General features: G+C 33.8%; 21 protein-coding genes. 6 read left to right on the top strand and 15 right to left on the bottom strand.

Annotated elements, in window-relative coordinates:
• Nucleotides 1–144 precede the first annotated feature (144 nt).
• A complete protein-coding gene (locus IHE43_RS08115; RefSeq protein WP_192187455.1) occupies nucleotides 145–459 on the bottom strand; it encodes a GIY-YIG nuclease family protein in 315 nt (104 codons plus the stop codon).
• A gap of 53 nt (nucleotides 460–512) precedes the next feature.
• Nucleotides 513–2,720, bottom strand: a complete 2,208-nt coding sequence (locus IHE43_RS08110) for a radical SAM protein (RefSeq protein WP_192187454.1) — start codon at nucleotides 2,718–2,720, stop codon at nucleotides 513–515.
• A gap of 120 nt (nucleotides 2,721–2,840) precedes the next feature.
• Between IHE43_RS08110 and IHE43_RS08105 the strand changes: the two genes are divergently transcribed.
• Nucleotides 2,841–4,076, top strand: coding sequence for an SBBP repeat-containing protein (locus IHE43_RS08105; RefSeq protein WP_192187453.1), 1,236 nt, complete (start codon nucleotides 2,841–2,843; stop codon nucleotides 4,074–4,076).
• The gene (locus IHE43_RS08100) at nucleotides 4,042–6,147 is read left to right on the top strand and encodes a T9SS type B sorting domain-containing protein (RefSeq protein WP_192187452.1); all 2,106 of its coding nucleotides are present in this window, start codon (nucleotides 4,042–4,044) and stop codon (nucleotides 6,145–6,147) included. Before IHE43_RS08105 ends, IHE43_RS08100 begins: the two co-directional genes overlap by 35 nt.
• A gap of 52 nt (nucleotides 6,148–6,199) precedes the next feature.
• On the opposite strand, the gene IHE43_RS08095 is transcribed toward IHE43_RS08100, so the two are convergent.
• On the bottom strand, nucleotides 6,200–7,477 hold the full coding sequence (locus IHE43_RS08095; protein ID WP_192187451.1) for an MFS transporter: 1,278 nt from the start codon (nucleotides 7,475–7,477) through the stop codon (nucleotides 6,200–6,202).
• A 344-nt stretch (nucleotides 7,478–7,821) separates the two neighbouring features.
• On the opposite strand from IHE43_RS08095, the gene bshC reads away from it, so the two are divergent.
• From bshC to IHE43_RS08080, 3 genes are all read left to right on the top strand, one after another.
• Complete coding sequence (bshC, locus tag IHE43_RS08090; protein WP_192187450.1) at nucleotides 7,822–9,411, top strand: bacillithiol biosynthesis cysteine-adding enzyme BshC; 1,590 nt, start codon at nucleotides 7,822–7,824, stop codon at nucleotides 9,409–9,411.
• Between the two features lie 218 nt (nucleotides 9,412–9,629).
• Nucleotides 9,630–10,901 carry an acyltransferase family protein gene (locus IHE43_RS08085; RefSeq protein ID WP_192187449.1) on the top strand — a complete coding sequence of 424 codons (1,272 nt, stop codon included), beginning with the start codon at nucleotides 9,630–9,632 and terminating at the stop codon, nucleotides 10,899–10,901.
• A 208-nt stretch (nucleotides 10,902–11,109) separates the two neighbouring features.
• On the top strand, nucleotides 11,110–11,529 hold the full coding sequence (locus tag IHE43_RS08080; protein WP_039111203.1) for a nucleoside-diphosphate kinase: 420 nt from the start codon (nucleotides 11,110–11,112) through the stop codon (nucleotides 11,527–11,529).
• A 128-nt stretch (nucleotides 11,530–11,657) separates the two neighbouring features.
• Here the strand turns inward: IHE43_RS08080 and IHE43_RS08075 are convergent, their stop codons facing one another.
• Both IHE43_RS08075 and IHE43_RS08070 read right to left on the bottom strand, forming a co-directional pair.
• Nucleotides 11,658–11,954, bottom strand: a complete 297-nt coding sequence (locus IHE43_RS08075; protein WP_056196214.1) for a DUF721 domain-containing protein — start codon at nucleotides 11,952–11,954, stop codon at nucleotides 11,658–11,660.
• On the bottom strand, nucleotides 11,935–12,375 hold the full coding sequence (locus IHE43_RS08070; protein ID WP_192187448.1) for a hypothetical protein: 441 nt from the start codon (nucleotides 12,373–12,375) through the stop codon (nucleotides 11,935–11,937). The genes IHE43_RS08075 and IHE43_RS08070 overlap by 20 nt, the downstream gene beginning before the upstream one ends.
• 228 nt (nucleotides 12,376–12,603) lie before the next feature.
• Between IHE43_RS08070 and IHE43_RS08065 the strand changes: the two genes are divergently transcribed.
• Nucleotides 12,604–13,668 (top strand): serine hydrolase, encoded by a 1,065-nt coding sequence (locus tag IHE43_RS08065; RefSeq protein WP_192187447.1) that lies wholly within the window; start codon nucleotides 12,604–12,606, stop codon nucleotides 13,666–13,668.
• Nucleotides 13,669–13,688: 20 nt separating this feature from the next.
• Here IHE43_RS08065 and IHE43_RS08060 read toward each other — a convergent pair whose 3' ends face one another.
• The 10 genes from IHE43_RS08060 to IHE43_RS08015 form a co-directional block, all read right to left on the bottom strand.
• A complete protein-coding gene (locus IHE43_RS08060) occupies nucleotides 13,689–14,294 on the bottom strand; it encodes a Zn-dependent protease (protein ID WP_192187446.1) in 606 nt (201 codons plus the stop codon).
• Nucleotides 14,295–14,495: 201 nt separating this feature from the next.
• A complete protein-coding gene (ftsY, locus tag IHE43_RS08055) occupies nucleotides 14,496–15,449 on the bottom strand; it encodes a signal recognition particle-docking protein FtsY (RefSeq protein ID WP_192187445.1) in 954 nt (317 codons plus the stop codon).
• Between the two features lie 168 nt (nucleotides 15,450–15,617).
• Nucleotides 15,618–15,770, bottom strand: coding sequence for a DUF4295 domain-containing protein (locus tag IHE43_RS08050; protein ID WP_007805819.1), 153 nt, complete (start codon nucleotides 15,768–15,770; stop codon nucleotides 15,618–15,620).
• Nucleotides 15,771–15,844: 74 nt separating this feature from the next.
• A complete protein-coding gene (gene rpmG / locus IHE43_RS08045; RefSeq protein WP_008253902.1) occupies nucleotides 15,845–16,027 on the bottom strand; it encodes a 50S ribosomal protein L33 in 183 nt (60 codons plus the stop codon).
• A gap of 27 nt (nucleotides 16,028–16,054) precedes the next feature.
• Nucleotides 16,055–16,291: a 50S ribosomal protein L28 gene (gene rpmB / locus IHE43_RS08040; protein ID WP_007805815.1), complete on the bottom strand. Its 237-nt coding sequence runs from the start codon at nucleotides 16,289–16,291 to the stop codon at nucleotides 16,055–16,057.
• A 71-nt stretch (nucleotides 16,292–16,362) separates the two neighbouring features.
• On the bottom strand, nucleotides 16,363–17,616 hold the full coding sequence (locus IHE43_RS08035; RefSeq protein ID WP_192187444.1) for a CinA family nicotinamide mononucleotide deamidase-related protein: 1,254 nt from the start codon (nucleotides 17,614–17,616) through the stop codon (nucleotides 16,363–16,365).
• Between the two features lie 211 nt (nucleotides 17,617–17,827).
• Nucleotides 17,828–18,172, bottom strand: a complete 345-nt coding sequence (locus IHE43_RS08030; protein ID WP_026984878.1) for an Hpt domain-containing protein — start codon at nucleotides 18,170–18,172, stop codon at nucleotides 17,828–17,830.
• A complete protein-coding gene (locus IHE43_RS08025; RefSeq protein ID WP_192187443.1) occupies nucleotides 18,172–18,783 on the bottom strand; it encodes a fumarylacetoacetate hydrolase family protein in 612 nt (203 codons plus the stop codon). Before IHE43_RS08025 ends, IHE43_RS08030 begins: the two co-directional genes overlap by 1 nt.
• Nucleotides 18,784–18,857: 74 nt before the next feature.
• A complete protein-coding gene (locus IHE43_RS08020) occupies nucleotides 18,858–19,628 on the bottom strand; it encodes a 3'-5' exonuclease (protein ID WP_192187442.1) in 771 nt (256 codons plus the stop codon).
• Between the two features lie 219 nt (nucleotides 19,629–19,847).
• Nucleotides 19,848–21,173 (bottom strand): dihydrolipoamide acetyltransferase family protein, encoded by a 1,326-nt coding sequence (locus tag IHE43_RS08015; RefSeq protein ID WP_192187441.1) that lies wholly within the window; start codon nucleotides 21,171–21,173, stop codon nucleotides 19,848–19,850.
• Nucleotides 21,174–21,253: the final 80 nt, after the last annotated feature.

Below are 21,253 nucleotides of genomic sequence, written 5' to 3'. Positions count from 1 at the left end.
TGTCGAGCTACTTGCGGAGATTCCTCGTTCCTCGGAATGACAAATCGGACGGAAAATCCTTCATTAATAATTAATTATTCAAATAGTAACCAAAAAGTATGTCATTCCGAGGAACGAGGAATCCCCGCAAGTAGCTCCGCAATCCTATTCAAACAAGTAATTCAAAAATTCAAAGTCAGGATTCATCGATTTTATCAGTTCTATCTTTTTCTCTCTTCTCCAACCTTTAATTTCCTTCTCTCGAGCAATTGCCTCATGAATCCAGGTAAATTTTTCATAGTATAATAAGAATTGAACATTATACTTTGAGGCAAATGTCTTATTCTTCAGGAAAATGTGTTCTTGATGCTGATTTAATCTCTTTTTTAAATTATTAGTAACTCCTGTATAGAAAACACTTCTAGGCTTATTGGTTAAGATGTAGATATAATAGGTGTGATAGCCTTCTTGAAATAGCATAATATTATTAAGATTTTATTCTTATGTAAAAATAAGAAAAATCCTAAATAAATCTACAAAACCAACAACCCAAACTCTCTCAAAGTATTAACCGGCTTAGAATACCAAAACAATTCAAAATCCTCCAATTGCGTTTCGAAATCTGCTTTTACTTCCTGAAAAGTATAATTCTTAGTATTTGAAATCGAGATTTTACTCAAAATTTCGACTAACCACTCTCCTTCATTTTTATTGGTCTGAATAGTGAAACTTTCCTTTTTATCGTGAAAAGTAAAACTCATCATTTCCCAGGAATTTCCTTTTTTTGATTTTGTGAAATGTTCTACAGAAGGTTTTCCGCCAAGCCAAACCACTTTTGCATTTGGTTTTGTATTGAAATCATTTCCTTCTTCCAGTGCATTAAAAATAAAATCAGGATCTATTTTAGTTTTCGGAATTTTAAAATCAAACCAATCTTGCAATTCGTAATCGAAACAAATTCCGTGCATGAAATTAAAAAGTGATTTCTTTAGTCCAAAGCTGAATTTATCGTGATTGATTCCGGTAGAATCTGTATAATCGATATCGTTGTTTGCAAAAGTTCCGATGATTTCTGTTGCTTTTATCACACCAAATTTCTCCGGATACAAACCAACCGGACTATGTGCCGTCATCGCAAATTGATGCCAAAAACCAGACTGCAGAATTCCGGCCTCAAACAATTGACGTACCATTTCGAGACTGTCAATCGTTTCCTGAATGGTCTGTGTTGGGTATCCGTACATTAAATACGCATGGACCATAATTCCGGCTTCGGTAAAATTGCGGGTTACTTTTGCTACTTGTTCAACGGTAACGCCTTTGTCTATAAGTTTCAATAATCGATCTGAAGCCACTTCTAAACCTCCTGAAACGGCAATACATCCGGAAGCTTTTAAAAGCAAACATAAATCTTTAGAAAAGCTTTTTTCAAATCGAATGTTCGTCCACCAGGTTACCGCTAATTTTCGGCGTAAAATTTCTAATGCTAATGCACGCATCAACGCTGGCGGTGCCGCTTCATCCACAAAATGAAAACCATTCTGCCCCGTTTGCAGCATCATTTCTTCCATTCTGTCGCATAGCAAATTGGCGGCTACAGGTTCATAAACCTTTATATAATCTAATGAAATATCGCAGAAAGTACACTTTCCCCAATAACAGCCGTGCGCCATTGTCAATTTATTCCAACGGCCGTCGCTCCACATTCTGTGCATCGGATTCACAATTTCGATAACCGAAATGTATTTATCCAAAGGTAAATCAGAATAATCGGGAGTTCCCACCTGAGCTTGTTTGTAGTCGTGTTTTAGAGAATTATTTTTATAGACCACTTCTCCACTTTCAAGTAAGAATGTTCTTTTATAATGCTTCTCGACTTCGCTCGAAGTGACAGCATTTATAAGTTCTTCTATCGGAACTTCACCATCATCCAAAGTAATAAAATCGAAGAATTCAAAAACACGTTTATCAGAAAGCGAACGCAATTCGGTATTAGGGAAACCTCCGCCCATTGAAATCTTAATTTCAGGATGATTTTGTTTTACCCATTGAGCACATCGGAATGCACTGTATAAATTCCCAGGAAAGGGAACAGAAATTAAAAACAAAGTTGGTTTTGCACCTTCAATTTTAGCTGCCAAAAGTGAAATTAAAATCGAATCAATATAAGTTGGCTTTTGTTGTAAAGCTTCATACAATTCATCAAAAGAATTGGCACTTCGTCCCAAACGCTCTGCATATCGGCTAAAGCCAAAATTTTCATCAACACATTCTACTATAAAATCCGAAATATCTTCAAGATATAAAGTTGCCAAATGCTTGGCTTTATCCTGAGTTCCCATGGTTCCAAAAGCCCAATCAAGTTCTTCTAACTGAGCAAAACGAGAAGCCTCCGGCAGGAAATCTTCCTGACAAATCTGCAAGGCCAAAGTTGGATTTTTCCCTTGTAAAAACTGAATTACAGCATCAATAGTTTTGATGTATTCGTCCTGTAAAGCAAAAATACGTTTTGAATTATCGGAAATTTCGAAACCCAAAACTTGAAACTTTGAGCTTGAAACTTGAAACAAATCAATTAATCCTTTCTTCGAAAACAATTCCAAAATAACATCAATACCTAAATCCGCCTGAACCGATTCGACATTTTTAGTGTTTAGAAATCCTTTTATATAAGCTGTTGCCGGATAAGGCGTATTCAGCTGTGTAAAAGGAGGCGTTATAATGAAGAGTTTAGTTTTCAAAGGAAATGTTTTTGCAAAAATAAGGGATATTTGGAGACTTTTTAGGAAAAGATTCGATTGTTGATTTTAGTTTTATCTTGTAGATATTTAATTACATTTGTTGCCATCCAAAACAAACCTATGAAATACAAATTACTTTTTATTTTTCTATTTTTTTCTTTATTCTTTTTTAATAGTTCCAATGCGCAAGATTTTCAATGGGCTAGACAATTTGGAAATACAGAAAGTGACTCATCAACAAAAATAGAAGTCGATAGTGAGGAAAATAGTTATGTAATAGGATTTACCTCTTCTTTAGTTTTTGATTTAGATCCAACGTCAAACGGAGAAAAGCTAGTTGATAACACCGCTTTTAATCATTTTAATTTCGGAGAAGTTTACTTATCAAAATTAGATAAGGATGGAAATTTTCTGTGGGGAAAAACATTTGGTCTTTATAAATCAGATGAAGATAAAGCAGTTGATATTAAAATTGGAACAGATAATACTATATACGTTCTTTTAGTATTGAACGAAATGACTAAAGACGGTGTTGTAGAACCTACTGTTACTATTGTAAAGTTTTCTCCTGATGGAAATGAAATATCTAGAATAAAACTTAAAAATTCAGACAACTGGGCTGCTGGCAGGTTATATGCGTCTTCATTTGACCTCGACAATCAAAACAATATCTATATTTCAGGAATATTTAGAGGAAATGTAAGGTTGCATCCTTCTAATCCAGAATTCGATTTAAATAGTTCAAATTTTAGTCAATATCTTTTAAAGATCACTTCTAATGGGGATTTACAATGGAGAAAAACGTACTCGCATGTTGGTTTTTTAAAAGCCTTAGTTGCAAAGGATCAAAATATTCAACTTGTTTACAATAATGAAGCTCCCAATTGTGAAATTTACGATCTAAAAAGTACTGATGGCTCAATTATATGGAAAAAAGAACTGGCAAATCAAGGTGCCGAAAACTTTTCTAGTGATTTAGAAGGAAATATTATTATTAGTGGTATTGCAAGTTACTATGTTAATGATATTGATGTTGATCCTTCTTCGAATGTAGTTCCTGTTACTTCTCGTAAATATTTTTTATGGTTAGACAAAGACGGTAACTATAAAGATGTCAAAGAATATGATGGAAATATTTTTATAAACAGCATTAAAAATGATCTTGACAATAATGTTTTTTTTACAGGATCCTTTCTTGGCAATATAGATGCAGATCCTTCCTCAAACAGTTACATATTGAAAACTCAAAATGATTATTACAATGAAGGCATCTTAATCAAATTTGATTTAAATAGAAATTTTGAAAGTGCCTTTAAATTAGGTGAAGAAAAAACTGTCACCCCCGCCAACCAGTAACAGTTGTTATTATTTAAGGTTTAATGATATTGTAATTACTAAAAAATCGCAATATTTTGTAGGTAATTTTGCTTGGGACTGTGACTTAAACCCTTCTTCGAATGTTGAATCATTTAATTCTCTTCACAACCAAAATATTATTACATATGATGGTTTTATTTTAAAACTGGGATTATGTAATTCTGAGAAACCAAGCGGTGAATCGGACCAATACTTTTGTTCCAATCAAAATGCCAAAATCAACAATCTGGCACCTAATTCAACTTCCATAAAATGGTATGAATCAGAAACATCAACAACTGAGTTGCCCAAAACAACTAGTTTAATAGATGGTAAAATTTATTACGCTTCGCAAAAGACTGGAGATTGCCCGGAAAGCATTCAAAGATTAGCAGTAAAGGTTCATATTAACCAGTCACCTGCAACACCTACAATCTTAAATCTTAATTTCTGTAAAATCGACAATCCAAAAATAGCTGATGCCATAGTATCTGGACAAAATATCAAGTGGTATAATAACAGTACCGGAGGAGATCTTTTATTATCAAATACTTCACTTCAAGACCAAACCACCTATTACATTTCGCAGACCATAAACGGATGTGAAAGCAACCGATATCCAGTTTTAATAAAGGTAAAAGAAGTTCTTCCTCCAGTTATAACTTCACCAAAAACTTTCTGTATTCAACAAAATGCAACATTGAATACCGTTCAAGTTACCGGACAAAGCATAAAATGGTATGATGCTTCAACAGCTGGAAATCTTTTGCCAAATACTTTTTTACTTCAAAACGGCACCACATATTATGCTTCGCAAACCATCAATGGTTGCGAAAGCGAAAGAACTCCTGTGACAATAAATATTGAAAGTACACCTCCTCCAACAGGAAATGCAAATCAGCCTTTTTGTTCAGGTCAAAATCCAACAATTGCAAATCTTGATATTACAGGAAGTTTAATAAAATGGTATGATGCCTTAAACAATGGTTCTTTGTTGGCAGAAACTACCAATCTCCAGAATGGAAAGACTTATTATGCTTCACAAACCATAAGCAGTTGTGAAAGTCAAAGATTAGCAGTTACTGTATCAGTTGGGAATACTCCAAATGCACCGCTCGAAATTAATAGTCGTGCTTATTGTAAAAATGAAAATGCAACACTAAATAGTATTCAGGTTTCTGGACAGAATCTAAAATGGTACAGTTCAAATATTGCAGCGGGTACTTTGCCTAATACCACTTTGCTTGAAAATAATATGATTTATTATGTTTCGCAAACTACAGGATGTGAAAGCGACAGAACACCAGTTTTGGTTCGCGTATACGATACCCCATTGCTAACAGGGACTAATTCTAAACAATTTTGTATTGATGAAAACGCAACACTTGCCTCTATTGGCATTAGTGGAACAAATATCAAGTGGTATAATTCTGCAACGAATGGAAATATTTTGCCACAAACAACTTTATTGCAAAATGGAATCTATTACGCAACACAGACATTAAACAATTGCGAAGGCCAAAGACTTGCTGTTACGGTAAAAATCCAGGATACCCAAATTCCTATTGCTGATTCGCCACAAAAATTCTGCATTCAAAAAAAGGCTTCAATAAATGACATTGATATTACAGGGCAAAATATTAAATGGTTCGAAAGTATTTCTTCGACTATTAATTTATCAGAATCAACTATCCTTCAAAACGGAATTACGTATTATGCCTCACAAACCATCAATAATTGTGAAAGTGACAGAATTCCTATAACCATTCAAATTCTTGAAGCAACGAATGCCAACTGTATCAAATTTATTGATGAACTTCCTTATCCAAAATTCTTCACGCCAAACAATGACGGTTACAATGATACCTGGACAATTGATTTTGCTTATTTGGCACCTAGAACCAAAATAAAAATATTTGATCGTTACGGAAAATTAATCAAGGAATTATATGAAGATGATACTTGGGACGGAAATTATCTGAAGCAACAACAACCTGCGTCAGATTATTGGTTTATAGTTACCCTATTAAACGGAACAGAATTTAGAGGACATTTTAGTTTGAAAAGATAAAAAAAAGAGTGGCTACAATAATGGAAGCCACTCTTTTTTAGAATATATTTTTTTAAAACTGATGTACTTTCTTAGATATGACTAAAAATGAAACCAAAGAAATTAAAGCGGCAGCTGTCAGATAAAAACCTACATAATTCAAACCGTAAGTACTCGCCAGCCATATAGCAATCATAGGTGCAAATGCTGCACCTAAAATTCCTGCCAAATTAAATGTCAAAGAAGCACCGGAATAACGAACTGTGGTAGGAAATAATTCTGATAGAAAAGTTCCCAATGGTCCGTAAGTAAATCCCATCAAAGACATTCCCATACAAACAAACGCAGTTACCATAACTGGATTTCCTGAATTAAGGAAGTACGAAAAGAAAAATCCAAAAACAGCAATAGCAGCTGTAGTAATAATCAATATTTTTCGACGGCCAATTTTATCCGCAACTAAAGCTGAAATTGGAATAAAAAAAGCGAAAAACAATACGGAAAGCAACTGAATTAACAATGCATCTCTTTTTGTAAAACCTAAGTCAGAAGTGGCCCAACTCAATGTAAAAACGGTCATCAAATAAAAAACCAAAAAGGTTGTAACTGCAGATAAAGTTCCAAAAATTAATTGATTTCTATAGGATTTAAGCAAAGTAAAAAAGGGTACTTTAACTTCTTTCTGCTCCATTTTTGAATTTTCAAAAGCTGGAGTTTCACTAATTTTCAAACGGATATAAAATCCAACAATTACTAAAAGCGAACTTGCTATAAAGGGAATTCTCCAGCCATAATCCATGAAATCTTCACTGGTCATGGTATCGGTCAAAATCAAAAAAGTACCACCTGAAAGCAACAATCCAATGGGTGCTCCCAATTGCGGAAACATTCCGTACCAAGCTCGTTTGTGTGGTGGTGCATTTTCAATAGCCAATAAAACAGCTCCACCCCATTCACCTCCTAAACCAACTCCCTGTCCAAATCGGCATAACATCAATAAGATTGGTGCCGCGATTCCGATACTGGCGTAACCCGGCAAAAAACCAATTGCAATTGTCGATAATCCCATCGTTAATAAGGCTACTACTAAAGTAACTTTTCGCCCTATTTTATCTCCATAATGCCCAAAGACAGCTGAACCCAAAGGTCTGGCAAGAAATGCTATTGAAAATGTAGCCAAAGATTCTAATGTGGAATTTGTACTGCTAGCTCCCGGAAAAAATAATTGCGGAAAAACCAATACGGCAGCATTGGCATAAATATAAAAATCAAAAAATTCAATTGTGGTTCCAATTAAAGAACCAAAAAGAACATGTCGAAGAGAGTTCTCCTGATTTGGGTTATTTTTCATTGTGGTTGATATAGTTTTTTTTTGAAAAATGGTGTTGTAAAAATGAATCGACTCGTTTAACACAACAAACATTTGTCTGCAAAAATATAGTTTCATTATTAAAAACACACATTTACAAACAACAGTTTTATATTACTCTCAAAATTTTAACAAAATCATCAAATCCGGCGTTTTAATCTTTACCCGATTATTTATTATTCAGCAAAGACTAAAACTCAAATTAAAATACTGATTTTAAATATTTTAAAACAAAATATCAAAATCAAATCTTAAGCATTCGTTAAAAACATTTTTAAGTATATATTTTCATTAAATTTACAGCTATCAAAAATAAATCTAAAATTATGCCCACCGACTGTATCAGCTACCAAACCTCAGGATATTTCTCTAAATTGATACAAGATTATTTAGATCAAAAAACCGAATTAGACTTTCTATACAATCACTTTCCGACACTGGAAAACTTTGAAAAACAGATAACTCAAAAGCAGGCAAATTTTGATAACGCAAACCGAATTCCTTTGGTTGAAACGCTGAAAAAGCAATATCAAAATATTGAAATTTCAGATATAACTAATCAAAATATCGAGCTTTTAGCACATCCAAATACTTTTACGATTACAACCGGGCATCAATTAAATTTATTTAGTGGTCCTTTGTATTTTTTATACAAAATCATTTCGACAATTAACCTGACCAAAGAATTAAAGTCAAAATATCCAACGTATAATTTTGTTCCAATCTACTGGATGGCAACTGAGGATCACGATTTTGAAGAAATTAATTATTTCAATTTTAAAGGGAAAAAATTCCGTTGGAACAAAGAAAGTACAGGTCCGGTTGGGAGACTTTCAACAGAAGGGTTAAGTGAGTTCTTCGAAATTTATTCATTAGAATTAGGATCGAGCACAAATGCCAATGTTATTAAAAAACTTTTTGAAGAAGCGTATTTAAAACATGAAAATCTAGCCGATGCAACCCGTTTTTTAGCCAATAGTTTATTTGCTAATTATGGTTTAGTGGTTTTAGATGCCGATGACGCCAATTTAAAACGTGCCTTTATTCCTTTTGTAAAAGAGGAGCTACAACAACAGACTTCATTTAAAGCCGTTCAGGAAACTATTTCAAAATTTGGAGATTATACCGTTCAGGTAAATCCACGCGAAATCAATTTATTCTATATTGAAGATGATGTAAGAGAAAGAATCATTTTTGAAAATGATAAATACTATGTAAACAATACGAAGATCTCCTATTCAAAGGAAGAAATTTTGAATTTGCTCGAAAACAATCCGGAAAAATTTAGTCCGAATGTAATTATGCGTCCGCTGTATCAGGAAATTATTTTGCCTAATTTATGCTACATTGGCGGAGGCGGAGAAATTGCGTATTGGTTAGAATTAAAATCATTCTTTGATGCTGTAAACATTACTTTTCCAATGCTTTTAGTACGTAATTCGGTGCTTTTAAATACTGAAAAACAAGCTAAAAAAGCTGATAAATTACAATTAAGCTGGGCTGATTTATTTACAAAACCTGCTAATCTAGTCAATGCGATTACACACAAATTATCTGCTTTTCCAATTGATTTAACTTCTCAAAAAGAAACATTAGAAAAACAATTTGAATATCTTTATGAACTGGCACAGCAAACCGATAAATCATTTACCGGAGCAGTAAAAGCACAGGAAGTAAAACAGAAAAAAGGACTAGAAAACCTTGAAAAAAGATTATTAAAAGCGCAAAAACGAAAATTAAACAACGAATTACAGCGTGTAATTGATTTACAATGTGAACTTTTCCCAAATCAAAGTTTACAGGAACGTCAAACTAATTTTTCTGAATTCTATTTGGAAAAAGGAGAACAATTGATTCCGCTTCTAATTCAAAAATTAAAACCATTAGAAAACAATTTTAACATAATAACGATTTAAAAAAGTTTGTCGCTAAATACACGATTTACACAATTATTTAATCGCAAAACTGATAATAATTTGTGTAAATTCGTAAAATTCGTGGTAAAAAAAGCCCGCAAAACGGGCAGCAATAAAGTAATAATCATCAGAATAAATAACCGCCTCTTCTGAAATTATTGCCTCTCTAAACCAAATAGTAACCTTTAAAAACAAAAATTAACCTATTACCAAAAACTATGACCAGAGAGCGCTTGATTTCACTAGATGTCTTCAGAGGATTAACGATTTTATTAATGACCATTGTAAACAACCCGGGCGATTGGGGCCATGTTTACGCACCACTTTTACATTCAGAATGGCACGGCTGCACGCTAACCGATTTAGTTTTTCCGTTTTTTATTTTTATTATGGGAGTTGCAGTTCCACTTGCAATGCCAACCAAAACTTGGGATGAAACCACTTTTAATAAAATATTGGTTCGTTCTTTACGCATGTTCTGTTTGGGAATATTCTTTAATTTCTTTGCTAAAATACAGCTATTCGGTCTTGACGGAATTCTGCTTTTAGTTGGCCGTTTAACCATTACTATTGCTGTTGGTTATGCTTTAATGGGGAATTTTAGTTCAAAAGTTAAAAACATTTTAGCATTCTCTATTCTGTTTATTTATCTATTTTTAGCTTACAGCGGTATCGAAGCCTATCATGATGTGCGCCTGCCTGGGGTTTTACAACGAATTGCTATTGTATATTTTGTGGTTTCACTTCTATATTTAAAAACTACTCAGAAAACACAAATTATAACTGGAGTTGTTTTATTATTAGGCTATTGGGCTATTATGGCTTTAATTCCGGTTCCTGGAATAGGAGCGGCAAATCTCGAAAAAGGAACCAATTTAGCTTCATGGATAGACAGCATTTTGCTTGAAGGTCACATGTATCGCGAAACAATTACCTGGGATCCGGAAGGAATTTTAAGCACAATTCCATCAATCGTAAACGGAATTATTGGTCTTTTAATTGGTCAAATCCTATTACGAGAAATAGGTAAAACCGAAAAAGCTCAAAAAATGGCTATAATCGGTGTAGCACTAATTATTGGAGGTCTATTATGGAACATTGTTTTTCCAATCAACAAATCACTTTGGACAAGTAGTTACGTTTTATATACTACCGGACTAGCCACTACATTTTTAGCAATATTATATTATGTAATTGATATAGCAGAATATAAAAAAGGATTCAAACTATTCTTAATATGGGGTGTAAACCCAATGATTGTGTTTTTTACCTCTCAAATTATTCCACAGGCTTTAGTGATGATTGAATTCCAAAACCCACATAATCGGGCAGAAAAAATTAATCTTCTAAATTATTTGTATAGTTTCGGAATTGCGCCATTCTTTAGCAATCCAATGGCAGCTTCTTTAGCAGGAGCATTGGTGTATGTCGGAATCTGGACATTTATTTTATGGATCTTTTACAAAAACAAACTGATTTTCAAAGTTTAAATTATCCCACCATATCGGTAGAGACGCACACAGCAGTGCGTATTTCTTATTTAATGTATGCTTTAGTATCAACATTTTACAATTTACAACTCACTTTTCACAATTATATTTGCCATAACATCATTTCACGATGTTTTAATTATGAATTTATTAAAATCAATTCATAAAAAAAGTATACTTTTGCACAAAATTAAAAATAAGCAATAAAATGGCAACAAATAGAACTTTTACAATGATTAAGCCAGATGCAGTTCAAAACGGACACATCGGAAATATCTTAGCAATGATTACTAATGGAGGTTTCAAAATCGTTTCATTAAAATTAACTCAATTAACTGTAGCTGATGCTCAGGCTTTTTACGCGGTACACGCTGCAAGACCTTTCTACGGAGAATTAGTTGAATTTATGTCACGCGGACCAATTGTTGCTGCTATTTTAGAAAAAGATAACGCGGTAGAAGATTTCAGAACTTTAATTGGAGCTACAAATCCAGCTGAAGCTGCTGAAGGAACTATTCGTAAAGCATACGCAACTTCTATTGGAGAAAATGCAGTTCACGGTTCTGATAGCGACGAAAACGCAGCTATCGAAAGTGCATTCCACTTTGCTGGAAGAGAGCAATTCTAGTATTCAGTTTTCAGTCGCAGTTTTCACTGACAATAAAGCTATAAAAAAATCCCGTTTCAAATATTGAAACGGGATTTTTTTATGTTTAAATTTTAGTTCAATCTAAGTCTGAAAACTGAGACTGAAAACTATCGTAAAACTACATCCTTAACCACTTCACGACCTAATTCTTCATTAATCATCTTAACGATTTTAGATTTTCCGTGGCTTAATTCTTCTCTTAAAACAGCAGATCCAAGTTCAACATATAGCGTACTTCCTTTCAAAACGACGTTTTTAGTATACGTCTTTACACCATTTCCCATTAAGTTACCCCAAGCTTCTTTCACATCAATCTGATCCATTCCGGGCTGTAACTTATTTACCTGAATAATCTGGTGCAAAACATCGCCAATCGTACTTTGATTATTTAGTCTTTTTGCCATCGTTTAAAATATTTAGTGGTCCTGTTTTTTTATAATGATATTCTTTTTGCTGCTCATTTTTTACAACAAATTCTTTGTCCGAAATCGAAATTAATTCCTCGCTCCATTTCGCATAATCCGTTTTATAATCCAGAAAAGTTCCCTTATCCGTAAATCGAACCGAAACACTTTCGAACGTATTTGTTGTCAAAAAAGTACCATCAAGCTGTGCCATGACTTTCGTTCGCGTTCCTTTTGTTCCTTTAATTTGAAAAAAATCAAAGTTCTCATTCATTCCGTACGCTTTCTCTTCACCTTTATCAAAAACTACTTTTTCAATTTCCCAATAACCATTCAATTTCGCAATATCTGCAGGTTTAATTTCCTGTTTGCAGCTTACAAACAAAAGCGACAAAACCAAAATAATAAAAGTGTTTTTCATATAATAATGTTTACAAGGAGCTGATTCCCGCTGTCCGCTATATCTTTTCCTGTCTAAAGAAGCCAGAAAAAGGATACCGCTCCCATCAGGGCTAGGGCTCCCGTTTTCAAAAGAAATTTCGTGAACTACAAAGTTAACTTTATATCATTCAAAAGAAATAAAAAAACACAAACCCATTAAACTATTTTACATATTTTTGATCAAACCCTAAACCAACACCAAAAAACCATGATCAAAAATATTTGTAAGATACTGATTCTCACATTATGTGTAAGTTGTAGCAAAGAAGATAATGATTCCACACCTCCTCAGCCCCAAAACATGTATTTTCCACCTTTAACAGGAAATACTTGGGAAACAACATCAATTTCAGATTTAAAATGGAATCAAAATGAAGTCCAGCCACTTTTAGACTACTTAGAACTTAAACATTCTAAATCTTTTATCATTTTAGTCAATGGTCGAATCGTTTTAGAAAATTACTTCAACGAACATGACGCAACAAAAAACTGGTATTGGGCAAGTGCCGGAAAAACCTTAACCTCAACCATGACCGGAATTGCACAACAAGAAGGCTTTTTGAATATCAACAATAAAGTTTCACAATATATTGGAACAGGCTGGACAAGCGAAACACTTGCAAAAGAAAACCTCATTACCTGCAAACACTTACTTACCATGACCTCTGGATTGGACGACAGCACAGACGATGTAAAACCGGAAAGTCTCATTTACAAAGCCGATGCAGGCACACGTTGGGCCTATCATAATGTATATGTAAAATTGCAGGATGTTGTTGCAAAAGCAAGCGGACAAACCTGGGAGAACTATTTCAACACTAAATTAAGAGATAAAATCGGAATGAATGGTAATTGGGTACAACTTGGCGTAAATAGCGTCTATACCAGTAACTCAAGAAGTATGGCGCGTTTTGGACTTTTAATGCTTAATAAAGGGAAATGGGAAAGTAACCAAATTTTAAACGAAGCCTATTTTAATGAAGCAACAAATTCCTCACAAAACATCAATTTAGGTTACGGTTATTTATGGTGGCTTAACGGAAAAGCTTCTTATCACTTACCACAATCACAACTCACTTTTCCAGGAAGCGTGATTCCGACAGGACCAAACGATATGTTTATGGCTTTAGGTAAAAATGATCAAAAAATATATGTTGTACCTAGTAAAAACATGGTCGTTATCAGAATGGGCGACGCTGCTGACGATGATAACCTAGCCTTATCCGTTTTTGATAAAACTTTGTGGGAAAAAATTAGCGCTTTGTATAAATAAAATAGGTTAAAAGAGCAGCATTAGATTAATTGCCAACCTTTTCTTTTTAAAAAATTAGTGCATTTTTTACAAAAATCTTTTTCTTCATCCAGTGGGTTTCCTCCTTCAGCATCTCGCATTAAACACGTTTTGACTTTACAATGAGGTAAACCTGCTGTATGACCAAGTTCATGCAAAACTAATTTATAAAACTGCTGATTTTTATTTTTGGAGGATAATCTAAAATCAGAAACAACGCAAGATTTTCCAGGTCGATAACCCAATCCCATAATGCCCCAATCTTTAATTCCGTTTTTAGTAGTACTGATATCAGAATGTGATAATCCAACAATTACGGAATCTTTTCCAATAGTATTACGAAGTGATTTTATAATACTATCAGCACGATATCTGTTTCTGGGTTTGTAATATGCATTTTCAGGAAAAGGAATATTTTGTCTCAAAACTACATTTGGGTTAATAGTCTTGATTTCAGAAAGAACTTTATTGGACTTCTTCAATTCAAAATTACCTAAAGGCTGAATCACAATAACCTTTTGAACCTCTATTTTTTCTACACTATTTTCATTATCCCTTTTTGTACAAGAAATTAAGCTAAAAAGCAGAATAAGAAAATAGTATTTCATAGTAATACTTATTTCTTAGTACGGATTCTTTTTAGCATACCTGCAAAAAACAATCCCAGCCCCAAAACCAATAAAACATAATAAAAAGAAAGACTTTTGTCCTTTAGGACATTGGCAAAAACAAAACATACAACACTTGCAAAATAAAAAGTAACAGGCGTTATATTTTTTAAAGAAGAAAAACTCATTGAATTATGAAATTTATTTGAAAAAACTGTCTACAAATTCATATTTATTAAAGACTTGTAAATCTTCAATTCCTTCACCAACACCTATGTATTTTACAGGAATCTGAAACTGATCTGAAATACCAATAACAACCCCGCCTTTTGCCGTTCCGTCTAATTTAGTCACAGCAAGTGAAGTTACTTCAGTTGCAGCTGTAAATTGCTTAGCTTGTTCAAAAGCGTTCTGACCTGTAGAACCATCTAAAACCAAAAGTACATCATGAGGAGCATCCGCAACAACCTTCTGCATTACACGCTTTACTTTTGTAAGCTCGTTCATCAGGTTGATTTTGTTATGAAGACGCCCTGCTGTATCAATAATAACTACATCAGCATTTTGAGCAACCGCAGACTGCAAAGTATCAAAAGCTACAGAAGCCGGATCACTTCCCATATTTTGTCTTACGATTGGCACATCAACACGATCTGCCCAAACTTGTAATTGATCAATTGCAGCGGCACGAAATGTATCTGCAGCACCTAAAACCACTTTATAACCAGCTTTTTTAAATTGATAAGCCAATTTACCGATTGTCGTAGTTTTACCAACTCCATTAACACCAACTACCATTAAAACATATGGCTTTTTGTCTTTCGGAATTTCGAATTCGGTTGCTTCGCCTCTATTGGTTTCAGACAATAAAGCACCTATTTCATCACGAAGAATTTGGTTTAATTCATCCGTTCCTAAATATTTATCTTCAGTAACGCGTTTTTCAATTCTTGAAATAATTTTCAAAGTTGTATTCACACCAACATCTGAAGCTACCAGAATTTCTTCCAGATTATCTAAAACGTCGTCATCGACTTTAGATTTTCCGGCAACGGCTTTACTTAACTTTGAGAAAAAAGTAGTTTTTGATTTTTCAAGACTTTTGTCTAAAGTCTCTTTTTTATCAGTGGAGAATAATTTTTTAAAAAAACTCATTTTTTATAGGTTGTTAGTTTTTTAGATTATATGATTTTGCAATCTAAATAATCCTTAATATTTAAAGAAACCTAAAATTAATCCTGCTTCTTTAAATTTTACACAAATATAAAAAATAAAAAAGCTACTTCCGAATGAAAGTAGCTTTTCTATATAATGTGATTGTTATTATTTCTTTTTCAAGAAAGTATCAACTTCTTCAGGAGCCATAATAGATTCTACGAATGTATATGCACCAGTTTTAGGAGATTTCACCATTTTGATGGCTTTTGATAATCTCTTAGAAGATGTTTGTAACGATGCTACGGTTTTCTTTGCCATGATTCAAATGTTATTTGAAGCTTTTATAAAACTCGAATGGCAAAACCATTGAGATTTACAAAAATCTCTAATTATTACTTAATTTCTTTGTGAACAGTTACACGTTTCAAGATTGGATTAAATTTTTTAATCTCTAATCTGTCCGGAGTATTTTTTTTGTTCTTAGTTGTAATGTATCTAGAAGTTCCTGGAACACCAGAAGTCTTGTGCTCAGTACATTCTAAAATTACCTGGATTCTATTACCTTTCTTTGCCATCTTGCTATATATTTATTTAGGAAAAGATTATTTGATAAATCCTTCTGACTGCGCTTTTTTCAAAACTGCAGAAATTCCATTTTTATTAATTGTTTTTATCGTAGATGCTGCTACTCTAAGAGTAATCCATCTATCTTCTTCTGGAAGATAAAAACGCTTTTTAACTAAGTTTACAGAAAACTTTCTCTTAGTTTTGTTCATAGCGTGAGAAACGTTATTTCCTACCATCGCTCTTTTACCTGTAAGGTCACAAACTCTTGACATTATACTTATCTTTTATCGTTATTCAAAATCAGGGTGCAAAGAAAAGAAAAATAAACCATTGTAGCAAAAAATTAATGCACATTTTTTAAAATTTCTTTCTGTAATATTTCTAAACTCTTAATCGTGGCTCTATCTATCACTTTTTCACGTGGTTGGCCAAAGTTAAATTCTTCTACAATTATATCAGTTGGGGTAGCCAAAGCAATAAAAACAGCTCCAATTTCAGCATCTGAATCCCCTTTTGATGGTCCGGCGTTACCAGTTGTCGCTATTGCGTAGTCTGTTTTGAGTATCTCTTTCACATTCAAAGCCATAGCCGAAGCAACCTCTGCACTTACCACCGAAAACTCATCAACAATATCTTGCGAGATACCGAGAACATTAACTTTTGCTTCTGTCGCATACGAAACAACACTTCCTTTAAAATAATTTGAAGCTCCGGGAACAGCTGCTAAAAGCGATGCAATTTTTCCGCCTGTAAAACTTTCAGCAGTCGAAATTGTTTTATTTTGTTTCGTTAATATTTTTCCGATTACCGTTTCGATTGTTTCATTTTCTTCATAACCTACTATAATATCATGAATTATAACGTCTAAAGATTTTACATTATCTTCAATTGCTGCTTCTAATTCTTCTTTATTAGTTCCTCTTCCGGTCAATCGCAAACGCACTCTTCCCGGATTCGGCAAATAAGCTAATTTGATGAAATCGGGTAAATTATTCTCCCAATCTTCAATACGTTCTGCCACCATACTCTCGCCTTGTCCATACGTTAAAATGGTTTTATGAATGATATAAGGGCGTTTGTATTCGCGAACAATCTTTGGAATTATTTCCTCTTCAACCAAATATTTCATCTCATAAGGAACTCCGGGAAGCGAAATAAAAACGGTATTTTCTTTCTTCATCCACATCCCCGGCGCTGTACCAACCTGATTATGCAGGACAGTACAAGTCGAAGGCACAAGAGCCTGATCTTTATTTAATTGCGAGATTGGTCTTTTGTAAAAACCTTCAATTAATTGTGTTACATGTGCTAAAACTTCAGGATTCACAACTAACTCATCGTCAAAATATTCGCAAAAAGTTTTTTTAGTCACATCGTCTTTTGTTGGACCTAAACCTCCCGTTACAATTACGACATCGACTTTGTTTTGCAATTGTGCAAACGTGTCTAAAATATGTTTTTTATCATCGCTTATCGAAATCATTTCACGTATTTCGACTCCAATACGATCTAATGATTTAGCAATAAAACCTGAGTTTGTATCAACGATTTGACCAATTAGAATTTCATCTCCAATTGTAATTATAGTTGCTTTCATGTAAATGTTATTTTTTACTTACCAGATCGTAAGTCATTATTAGAAAGTAGATTGTTGTTGGAACGATTTGTGTGAGGGATAGAAACGGCATCCTTTTGTGACAAACAACAAGAACTCGTTAAACAAAATTTCCGGAACAAAAGATATAGTGGATGACCCCACCCTATTTTTGACCAAATTTAAAAAAGGGCAAAAATAGGGTCACGCCCAATTATACGTCAAAGTCTTTTTTAATTTCCTTGATTGCTTCTTTTACCTGTATTTTTATGCTTTTAAAAGTTTCAATAATTTCCTTCTTCTTACCTTCTGCTTTTGTCCAGGCTTCCACTTGCAGAATTTCTTCAAAAGCAACATTTAAACCAATTAGGTCTAAAGTAGGTTTTATTTTATGCGCATAGGCATAAGCATATTTATGATCCTTTTTTTTGATTCCTTCTTTGATTTGTTTCAAATCCTCCGGAACTTCAGTAACAAATAATTTAAGAATTTCGTTTACAAATTCCGGATCATTGTCTGAAAGCGCATATACTTTCGAAAGGTTGTATTTTAAAGCCATTATTTTACTTGTATTCTAAATAATTTTTTTTCTTCTAAAAAGCCTTCCAAAACATCGTTTGGTTTGACAGCTGCAACTCCTGCAGGCGTTCCCGTAAAAATAATATCACCAATTTTAAGCGTAAAATATTGCGATACATAGGCGATTAGCTCATCAATTTTCCAGAGCATAAGTGCTGTATTGCCTTTTTGAACGGTTTGAGAATTATTTGTTAATTCAAAACTAAGGTTTTCCATTGAAACAAAATCGGTTTTTAGCAAAAAATCTCCAATAACCGCAGAACCGTCAAATGCTTTAGCTTTTTCCCACGGAAGTCCTTTTGCTTTTAATTTATCCTGTAAATCTCTGGCAGTAAAATCGATACCCACACTAATTTCATCATAGTACTTATGTGCAAATTTAGGCTCGATATACTTTCCTACCTTATTAATTTTAACAATTATCTCTATTTCGTGATGAATTTCTTCAGAAAATTCAGGGATTACAAACGGATGCTGCTTCAATAAAACCGCTGAATCCGGTTTCATAAAAATCACCGGTTCCGTTGGTCGTTCGTTTTTTAATTCTTCGATATGATTGGTATAATTTCTACCGATACAGATAATCTTCATCTTCTTAGTTTTCAGTTTTCAGTCACAGTCGCAGTCGCAGTTGTGAACTGAAAACCAAGACTGAGACTGAAAACTTATTTTGTATTTAATCTTCTTAATTTAATGGCTGTTAAAACCTTTTTTGTATACAATGGAAAATCAGCATTTTGGATCCAGCTGAAATATCCCGGCTCTGTTTCTAATACTTTTTCGACTTTTGCCCCTTTGTGTTTTCCGAAGGTAAAAATTTCTTCGTTGTCTGCATCAAAAGCAATCATCCCTGCAAAATCGGCGATTTTTTTTCTGGTTGTAAATTCAGATAATGATTTCATATCATTTTCTAAATCCGGATAACGGTCTAATTGCGCTTTTAGAATTTCGTAAGTTGCCATTGTATCCGCTTCTGCAGAATGGGCATTTTCTAAACTTTTTCCGCAATAAAACTTCAAAGCAGCACTTAAAGTACGCTCTTCCATTTTATGAAAAATAGTCTGCACATCAACAGAAACTTTATTTTTCATATCAAAATCAACACCGGCACGAAGTAATTCTTCAGCCAAAAGCGGAATATCAAAACGATCTGAATTAAAACCACCTAAATCACTATCCTTAATCATGTTATGGATTTGTGGTGCCAATTCATTAAAAGTGGGTTCATTAGCTACTTTTTCATCAGTAATTCCATGAACAGCAGTCGTTTGCGGCGGAATTGGAATTGTCGGGTTCACCAACCAAGTTTTACTTTCTTTATTTCCGTTTGGAAAAACTTTGAATATTGAAATCTCTACGATTCGATCTTTTCCGATATCAATTCCGGTTGTTTCAAGATCAAAAAAGCAGATTGGTTTGTTGAGTTTCAGTTCCATTTTTAGTTTTTATAAGATTACAAATGTAATTTTTAAAGCCGAATTTCTTCTCTTATTCATGATTTTTTTTTAGTAAAAAATGGACATTTGCCTGCGATTACAAGTTAAAAAATCATTCCTTAATAAAAACACTTCTTTACAAAACCTTCTTTACATATAAAACAAAAAACCCGGAAAACTTTTAAATTTTCCGGGTTTCAATTTTATTTATTAATTGATTTAGAAATCTCTGTCTACATCAAAAGCCTCTAAATATTCAGCTACTCTTTTCACAAAACTTCCTCCTAAAGCTCCATCAACAACTCTGTGATCGTAAGAGTGCGACAAGAACATTTTCTGGCGAATTCCGATAAAATCACCTTCCGGAGTTTCTATAACCGCTGGCACTTTACGAATAGCACCAAGAGCCAGGATTCCAACCTGAGGCTGATTGATAATTGGGGTTCCAAAAACACTTCCAAAAGTACCAACGTTTGTTACCGTATAAGTTCCACCTTGCGTATCGTCTGGTTTTAATTTTCCGGTTTTTGCACGATTTCCTAAATCATTAACGGCTTTTGCCATTCCAACCAGGTTTAACTGATCTGCATTTTTAATTACAGGCACAATTAAGTTTCCGTTTGGCAGAGCTGCTGCCATTCCTAAATTTATATTTTTCTTTTTGATGATATAATCACCATCAACAGAAATATTCATTCCTGGGAAATCTTTCAATGCTTTTGCAACTGCTTCCATCATAATTGGCGTAAAAGTCAACTTCTCGCCTTCTCTTTTTTCGAAAGCGGTTTTAACTTTATCTCTCCATTTTACAATGTTTGTTACATCAACCTCAATAAAAGATTGTACGTGAGCTGAAGTTTGCACAGAAGCAACCATGTATCCTGAAATCAGTTTACGCATTCTGTCCATTTCGATGATTTCGTCACCCCCATTTACAGAAACCGGAACGGCTTGCTGACTTTTTTGAACCACTGACTCCGCAGCTTTTACTGGTTCAACCGTTTTTGCAGGTTCAGTAACTTTTGGAGTTACTACGCCAGATTTACGATCTTCAATATATTTTAAAATATCTTCTTTTGTAACGCGTCCATCTTTTCCTGAGCCTTGCATTCCCTCAAGTTCAGCAATAGAAATCCCTTCTTCTTTAGCAATGTTTTTTACTAATGGAGAAAAGAATTTATCAGAGGTAGTAAAATCCTGAGGAATACTCATTGTTTCTTTAACTGCCTCGATGGTATTCTCAATTTCAGTCACTTCTGCAGCAAATGCTGCTTCTTCAACTGCTTTTACTGCCGGGGCATCACCTTCAGTTTCAATAATCGCAATGGTTTGCCCTACCTGAACCAAATCATCTTTACCAAATAATTGTTCAACTAAGATTCCTGATACTTCGCTTGGTACCTCACTATCAACTTTATCAGTTGCAATTTCAAGTACCGCTTCATCAGCTTCAATTTTGTCTCCTACTTCTTTCAACCAGTTGGTAATAGTTGCTTCAGCGACACTCTCTCCCATTTTAGGAAGCTTTAATTCAAATCTTGCCATATTGTTAACCTCAAGGGTGATTTTGATTTTCTGATTGCGAAATTACTGAATATTTTAAACATAAATTACATTTAATATAA

Source organism: Flavobacterium sp. MDT1-60 (assembly GCF_014844035.1).
In the GTDB taxonomy this organism is placed as follows: Bacteria; Bacteroidota; Bacteroidia; order Flavobacteriales; family Flavobacteriaceae; genus Flavobacterium.
The sequence above is the reverse complement of the archived record's forward strand: the minus strand, read 5'-3'. Positions and strand labels throughout refer to the sequence as shown.